The sequence below is a fragment of the Rhizorhabdus antheiae genome (assembly GCF_049889055.1).
Lineage (GTDB): Bacteria > Pseudomonadota > Alphaproteobacteria > Sphingomonadales > Sphingomonadaceae > Rhizorhabdus.
Genome location: NZ_JBLTWO010000024.1, coordinates 1 through 5837 on the forward strand (window position 1 = coordinate 1; position 5837 = coordinate 5837).

Consider the following 5837-nt stretch of genomic DNA (forward strand, 5'->3'; position numbering starts at 1 on the left):
GCCGGTCGACACCCACGATCATGTCGCGCCCATTGGCGCTCTCGCGCATCCGCTGAAAGGCGTCCAGCGCGGCGGGCGACCTGGCGGCTTCGAGGAAATTGTCGGTGTCGATCCCGATCGGGCAGGCGCGCGCCAGCACCGATCGCTCGCCGACGACGACCCGGCCGTCCTCTTCCACCGTGCCGCCCATCTCGTGGACGACATAGTCGTGGAAAGCCTCGAGCGAATCCTGCGTCTGGAAGCCGACCACGTCATAGGCGAACAGCGTCTCGACCAACTCGCGATGGTCGGGCAGCGACATCAGCAGCCGATAAGGCGGCCCAGCTCGTCACCGATGCGCTCATCATGGCGATCTGGCGGCGCGGGAAGCCCGACGCCCTGCTTCACCATTCGGACCAGGGCAGTCAGTATACCAGTGAGCAGTTCCAGCGGCTCATGACCGACAACGGCGTCACCTGTTCGATGAGCAGGTCCGGCAATGTCTGGGATAACGCCGCCATGGAAAGCTTCTTCTCGTCCCTCAAGACCGAGCGGGTGAGCAGGAAGGCCTACCGAACCAGAGCCCAGGCCAAGGCGGACGTGTTCGATTATATCGAACGCTTCTACAACCCGAACCGACGCCACTCGACACTGGGTTACCTCAGCCCCATCGACTTCGAACTCGAGGCTGGGGTAGCCTGAATGAGCCTATCTCGGTGTCCATCAAACCGGCAGCAGCTCAGTGAGGGTGAACCATCCGACGTTTTTTAGGGGGCAAATGAAGCGTCGAAGCGAACTAACCAAGGTAGATCTTGTGCCCACGAAGGGAGGCTTCACGGCTGTATGGATGGCGAGTGGATCGAGACGATCGGTGCTATAGCGGGCGGGGAGACAGAACAGTCTGCCTGTCTGGAGGCCGCGACGACCTTTTGGCAGTCGAGCGGGATCAATCCGCAACCCTTAGTCTATGAGGTTTCGCTACCGGCGGGATTGCACTTTGGCTGCGGCCTGACACCGGGACTCGAAAGCATTGCTGATTTCGGCGAGATGCGGGTGTCAGGCGCAGGTGCGACGCTTGTCATTTGCGAAACGCCCGCGTCGATGACGACATCGCTGGCTGCGGGGCAGTTTCATTCTGCCGGACTCACGATTATGCCGACCGAACTTGAAGCCTTTGGTGCGCTCGCTGCTTTCGCTCGTCGCCAGGGGCAGACCTGCCTGGCGCTGGAAGCGGTGCCGGTGCCGGTTGTTGCCCGCCTCGCGATGCCGATAGACCCGTGGTTTCAGGGCACCGCCCGCGACATGGCCCGCGAGGCGCGGGCGCTGGAGTTGCTGGCGGTGTTTGAAGAGGCACTGTGCGACCGCGCCCGGCCTCGCTTGAACGCGCGGCGATCACACCGCCTTGCCATGGCGGCGCGCGACATTCTCGAAGCGGAATTTGCGGCATCGCTTTCGCTCGCCACGCTTGCCGCACGCGTCGGTTGCAGCCCGCGAACATTGACCGATGCCTTTCGGGCGGTGTTCGGAATCTCCGTGGGAGGCTATGTCACCCGGCGACGCCTCGAAGAAGGAGCACGGCTGCTGCGCGACGGCCTGCGGCCGAGCGAGGCAGCATACCGGATCGGCTACTCCCCAGCGCATTTCGCAGTAGCCTTCAAACGTCAGCACGGCCTCCCGCCGAGCCGCTGGCAAGATTGATCGCCCGCAACCTAAAGCAAATGCCCGATCGCTAAAGCCAATCCGGTTGATGTGACATTATATCCTATATAGTTGCGATTTATTCGCAAATAGGGGTATTCATGACCAGGTCCATTCTGCTTGCCACTCTCCTGATGGGCGGCACCTCTCAGACGGCTTTGGCCCAGACCACCGCTGCGTTGCCAGAGCAGGATCGCACCAAAGACGAGATCATCGTCACAGGCACCCGTCAACCTTCGCCGCTCGCCGACACCCCTGTCGCCGCCACCGTGCTTACCGAACAATTCGTCGAAGACGCTCGCATCGAGACGGTTCGCGATATCGATGATTATGTGCCGAACGTGCAGTTCAATCAACTCGGCCAGATCGGCGCGACTTTCATCACCATCCGCGGTATCGAATCCAATCCCTTCATCGTCAATCGTGCCGCGGTCTATGTCGATGGCATCCCGTTCCGCGACGTGCAGGACCAGGCGCTCGGTTTCATCGAACAGGTCGAGGTGCTGCGCGGCCCGCAGGGAACGCTCTATGGCGCAAACACCGAAAGCGGACTGATCGTCATTCGCACCCGGCAGCCTTCCGACCGGCTCGAGGTCGATGCCGCGCTGACCGGCACGGTATTCGGCAATGGTCAAGGTTACGAGGCTCGGCTCGCGGTCAGCGGGCCGTTGACCAATACTCTCGCCGGCTCCTTCGTCGCGACGCATGACGGCGCGGACAGTTTCGTCCAGAACCGCGCTTCGTCAATTGGCGAGCCTGGCTATGTCACCAACACCTTTGTTCAGGGCAAACTCCGCTACAAGCCGACCGACAGGCTGACCGTGGACTTGCTTGGCTACTATTTCCGGCAGCGTGCACCCGGTCTCTACGAGCAGGAGTTCCTGCCGATCGACCGCGAAGCCTATGATGCGAACTATTCGGCAGGCTTCAATGGCGGACGGCGCTCGGGACGCTACGATCTGATCAACGATGCTCCCAAGCGCACAGCACAGGACGAATATGTTCTTGCTGGTAATCTCAACTACACATTCAGCGGCGCGGTTTTGGATGTGAATGCATCATGGCGCAAAGAGGAAGAAACCGCCTTCGGCTCCGACATCGATCTCACCGCGCTTCCCGCCATCGCCGGAGGCGATGCCGATGACAATCGCTATCTCAATTTCGAGGCGCGCCTGTCCTCGCCGCAGAGTAATCGCGTCCAATGGGTCTTCGGTGTCAGTCACTATAACGAGCGCCAGCAGCAGATCCTTGCAACGCTAGCCGGCCCCGGCGGCCTCGATGACTTCAATCCGGCACCGCCGCAGCGCAGCCGGGCGCGCGACTATGCGGCCTTCGGGAGCGTCACCGTCCCTCTCGGCGACAGACTCCGTCTGACGGGCGGGCTACGCTATGACTATGCCGAGCGCGAACTGCGTCAGGCTGCGGGCGTGCTCAGTCTCGGCCCGGCAGGCCAGTTCGTCTTCGCCGCCGAAGACCTTAAGGATGATTTCGACGCCCTGCTACCGCGCGTCTCGGTCGACTGGAAGCCGATGGAGAACCTGCTGGTTTATGCTTCCGCCGCGCGAGGCTGGGTTCCGGGCGGCTTCAACCTTGCCGCCACAGCCGTATCTGTCACCGAAGACTTCACCAGCTATGATCCCGAGACACTGTGGACCTATGAGGCAGGCGCGAAGCTAACTTTCCTCGATGGCCGGGCGCTGCTGGCAGGCGCAGTGTTCCACACCGAGGCGGACAACTGGCAGGAATTCAACGTGCTGGTCAACGCAGCGGGCCAAGCAGTCTCGACCAATCTCATCACCTCCAACGCCGAAATCCGCAGCCGCGGCTTCGAACTTGAACTGACAGCCAAGGTGAATCCCACGCTCGATCTGGCGGCATCCTTTGGATATGTCGATTCGGTCTACAATGATTACCGCTTCTCGGCGGTTCAGGACTTCACCGGCAACCGGGTGCGGCTTGTGCCTGAGTTCGACGCTTCCGTCTCCGCAAGCTGGCGCCCTTGGCGCGGGCTTTTCCTTCGCGGCGAGGCCAACGGAGTCGGTAACACCCAACTCAACCCGGAGAACACAGCGCAACAGGACAGCTATCTCCTCCTCAACGCCCAGATCGGGTGGCAGGAAAAAGGCTGGGACCTGCGACTATTCGTCGATAACATCACCGACCAGCGTGTGTTCACCACCAGCGCCTATTCAAACTTCGCCTTCGGCTTTGATGGCACTCTCTATGCGGGTGTCGGCGCACCGCGCGTAGTCGGCTTGCGGGTGGGAAGGCGCTGGTAGGTCTCCATGACAAGCAAGGCCAATTGTTTAACATTACAGTTGCATATTTAGTGAAACTCTGAATCAATGGGTCTCCATGGTAAGGAGGCCGTGGATGACGGGTGCATCGATTGAGACCACGCTGGAGCTATGGGCATCGTCGCTTCGCGACGTGAAGGCTCGGATGCGCGACCTGTTCACGCAGGAACGCGTTGCAGCCTCAGCGAACCTTTTCCTGGATGGTTTGCTGGGTGACGAGCGCCGTAAGACGGGCTGGATGCGCGCAGAGGCGGCGGGTGATCCGGGGCCTTGGCGACAGCAGGCCATTTTGGGCCGGGGGGCGCTGGGACGCGGACGGGCTTCGCGACATTGTGCGGGAGTATGTTGTCGAAAACCTCGGCACACAGGACGCCGTTCTGGTCATTGATGAGACGGGGTTCCTCAAGCAGGGCAAGGCATCCTGTGGTGTTGCGCGTCAATATACCGGCTCGGCGGGCAAGATCACAAACTGTCAGATTGGGGTGTTCGCCGCCTATGTATCGGCACAGGGCCATGCCTTTATCGATCGTGCGCTTTATTTGCCCAAGAGTTGGACCGGCGATCCAGCAAGGCTGGCTGCCACACACGTTCCCGAGACCATCGCCTTCGCCACCAAACCGGCTTTGGCTGTCGATATGATAGGGCGCGCGTTGGCAGCAGATGTGCCTTTTTCCTGGGTGGCGGCCGATGCGGTATACGGCGTTGGCGACATCGAGGGTGCGCTGCGCCGAGCCTGTAAAGGCTATGTTCTCGGGGTCAAATCCGATCATTACTTCGGCTCATGGGCGGGCAAGCCCATGGTCGCGGGCAAAGCGGAGGAGATTGCCCGCGATCTTGCGCCCGATGCATGGCAGCGCCTGTCTGCTGGCGAGGGAACCAAGGGCGCGCGGCTTCATGACTGGGCTTACTGCGAACTCGCCGATCTCGAAGCTGATGAATATGATAAGACGAAATCGGGACTTTGGACCCGGGGCCTTCTGATCCGCCGCAATATCAGCGACGGCGATCTCGCTTTCTTCACAACCTGGTGCCCCGCCGGGACAGGCATCCAAGCGCTTGTTTCCGTCGAAGGTCATCGCTGGGCAATCGAAGACAGCTTCGAAACCGCCAAGAACGAGCTCGGCCTCGATCACAACGAAACGCGATCATGGCATGGCTGGCATCGCCACGTCTCGCTCGTGATGCTCGCTTTCGCCATGATGGCGGTGATCCGATATCGCGCCAACCACGCGACGCCCCCAAAAAAACTGAGGATGCCGACCATCAGGATCTGATCCGCTGGTCGATCCAGGAAGTCCGGCGGATCGCCAACAAGCTGGCCCAGCGTCGTATCCAGCCGCCTACATCATCGCCTGGTCATGCTGGAGACGGGCGCATCAGGCTGCCGCACGGCGCGCTCATATCAAGTCAAAAATGCAACTGTAATTCTAACATCCGCTGGCGGCAATGACCGCGCGTATGATCCGCGCCATCGCCCATCTCGCGGAGCAGGAATCATTGCAGCGCCGGCAACATGCTCTCACCTGACGTATGCAATTCGCTGAGGTTATCCTCGCTCACGCCGCATCCGCCTCTTCCCCCGCCAATGCGCTGAGGAAACACCTCCGCCACCACATCACGTCCTGCTGCTCGACGCTGTCCATGCAGGCGCGCCAGCGGGTCTTGCGTTCGGCAAGCGGCATGGCGAGCGCCTTCTGGATCGCGTCGGCGATGTCCTCGGGGCTATGGGGGTTGATCAGCAAGGCCTCGGTCAGTTGCTCGGCCGCGCCCGCGAAGCGGGAGAGGATCAGGACGCCGGGGTCCTCGGGGTCCTGCGCCGCGATATATTCCTTGGCGACGAGGTTCATCCCGTCGCGCAGCGGA

General features: G+C 61.3%; 4 protein-coding genes and 2 pseudogenes. 4 read left to right on the forward strand and 2 right to left on the reverse strand.

Translation table 11 applies throughout. The annotated features are described in order from the left end of the window. The coding region (locus ACNI3R_RS20335) for a trehalose-6-phosphate synthase (RefSeq protein WP_426187051.1) at nucleotides 1-301 on the reverse strand (301 nt) is incomplete at its 3' end. A gap of 5 nt (nucleotides 302-306) precedes the next feature. On the opposite strand from ACNI3R_RS20335, the pseudogene ACNI3R_RS20340 reads away from it, so the two are divergent. From ACNI3R_RS20340 to ACNI3R_RS20355, 4 genes and pseudogenes are all read left to right on the forward strand, one after another. Next, nucleotides 307-681: pseudogene (locus tag ACNI3R_RS20340) on the forward strand (IS3 family transposase); the annotation flags it as partial. 141 nt (nucleotides 682-822) lie between these two features. Continuing rightward, nucleotides 823-1677 carry a helix-turn-helix domain-containing protein gene (locus tag ACNI3R_RS20345; protein WP_426187054.1) on the forward strand — a complete coding sequence of 285 codons (855 nt, stop codon included), beginning with the start codon at nucleotides 823-825 and terminating at the stop codon, nucleotides 1675-1677. Between the two features lie 101 nt (nucleotides 1678-1778). Continuing rightward, nucleotides 1779-3956 (forward strand): TonB-dependent receptor, encoded by a 2178-nt coding sequence (locus ACNI3R_RS20350; protein WP_426187057.1) that lies wholly within the window; start codon nucleotides 1779-1781, stop codon nucleotides 3954-3956. 76 nt (nucleotides 3957-4032) lie between these two features. Continuing rightward, nucleotides 4033-5248 (forward strand): annotated as a pseudogene (locus tag ACNI3R_RS20355) (IS701 family transposase). 282 nt (nucleotides 5249-5530) lie between these two features. Here ACNI3R_RS20355 and ACNI3R_RS20360 read toward each other — a convergent pair. Continuing rightward, on the reverse strand, nucleotides 5531-5837 hold a 307-nt coding region (locus tag ACNI3R_RS20360; RefSeq protein WP_426187060.1), incomplete at its 5' end, for a trehalose-6-phosphate synthase.